1 protein-coding gene is annotated in these 1,435 nt (G+C 36.5%); it reads left to right on the top strand.

Translation table 11 applies throughout. The features are described from left to right. The first annotated feature begins 44 nt into the window (after positions 1 to 44). A protein-coding gene (locus ACE38V_RS23190) for an IS3 family transposase (protein ID WP_375845108.1) occupies positions 45 to 1,399 on the top strand; the annotation gives its coding sequence in 2 pieces (ribosomal slippage) (positions 45 to 498 and positions 498 to 1,399; 1,356 coding nt in all). Positions 1,400 to 1,435 lie beyond the last annotated feature (36 nt).

A 1,435-nucleotide genomic window follows, 5' to 3' on the forward strand; every position in this document is an offset into this window, starting at 1 on the left:
CCAATTGTTAGACACTATCTAACAATTGGAGGTGCAGTTTTTATATGACTAAATATACAAGTGATATAAAATTAAATATTATTCAAGGCTATAACCCGAAAGTAATTTCTCAAAAAGAATATGCCAAACATATAGGCATCCCCAGAGCACAATTCCAATATTGGTTGAAGTTATATGAATTCCATGGAGAAGACGGATTAAAAAGTCCCTATACAAACTGTTCTGTTAGCTTTAAACTAGACGTACTAAATTATATGGTTCAATCTGGTGCGTCATTAATGGATACCGCAGCTCTCTTTAAAATCTCTAGTTATACAATGGTGTATGATTGGCAGAAAAAGATGGAGGTTGGCGGCGTAGAAGCCCTTGAACCGAGTCAAAAGGGGCGTCCATTCATGAAAGAAAAATCTACTAAACTGCCAAAACAAGCACCAGCTGAAGGATCAGTAGAGGCACTTGAAGCTCGTATTAAACAGCTAGAAATGGAAAATGAGTATTTAAAAAAGTTGAATGCCTTAGCTCAAAACAAAGAAAAATCACCAAACAAGACAAAGCGCTAGTAGTCTATGAGTTAAGGCATAAATACCCGGTGAAGGAACTCGTGAAACTCGCTGATATTCCGCGTAGTACATATTATGATTTAGTGAAGAGAATGAATCGGCCAGATCCAGATGGCGACTTGAAAGCTGAAATAAAGGCCATTTATGAGGAACATGAAGGTCGCTACGGTTACCGCCGTATACGTGATGAGCTAGCGATTCGTGGGCAAAAAGTGAATCACAAAAAGGTTCAACGTATCATGAGAGAACTTGGTTTAAAATGTTTGGTAAGGATGAAGAAATATAAATCTTACAAAGGTACTGTAGGAAAAATTGCGCCAAATCATTTAGACCGTCAATTTACAACAGATGCCCCAAATAAGAAGTGGGTAACAGATATTACAGAGTTTAAATTATTTGGTGAGAAACTTTATTTATCTCCTGTATTAGATTTATTTAATGGAGAGATTATTACGTATACAATTGGCTCTAGACCAACATATTCACTTGTTTCGGAGATGTTAGAGAAAGCCCTCGAGCGCTTGCCAGAAGAACATGAACTATTGATGCATTCAGATCAAGGTTGGCATTATCAGATGAAAGAATATCGTCATGCCCTCCAAGAAAGAGGAATTAAACAAAGTATGTCTCGTAAGGGAAACTGTTACGATAATTCTGTGATGGAGAATTTCTTTGGGATTATGAAATCAGAATTGCTTTACTATAAGGAATTCGAAAGTGTAGAGCATTTTAAACAAGAACTTAAAAAATATATGGAATATTATAATACGAAACGGATGAAGGCAAAATTAAAAATGAGCCCGGTGCAATACCGAACTCATTTTGAGCAAGCAGCCTAATGAAATAACCGTGTCTAACTTTTAGGGGTCACTTCA

Origin of the sequence: Cytobacillus sp. Hz8 (assembly GCF_042263505.1) — a bacterium.
In the GTDB taxonomy this organism is placed as follows: domain Bacteria; phylum Bacillota; class Bacilli; order Bacillales; family Cytobacillaceae; genus Bacillus_BE.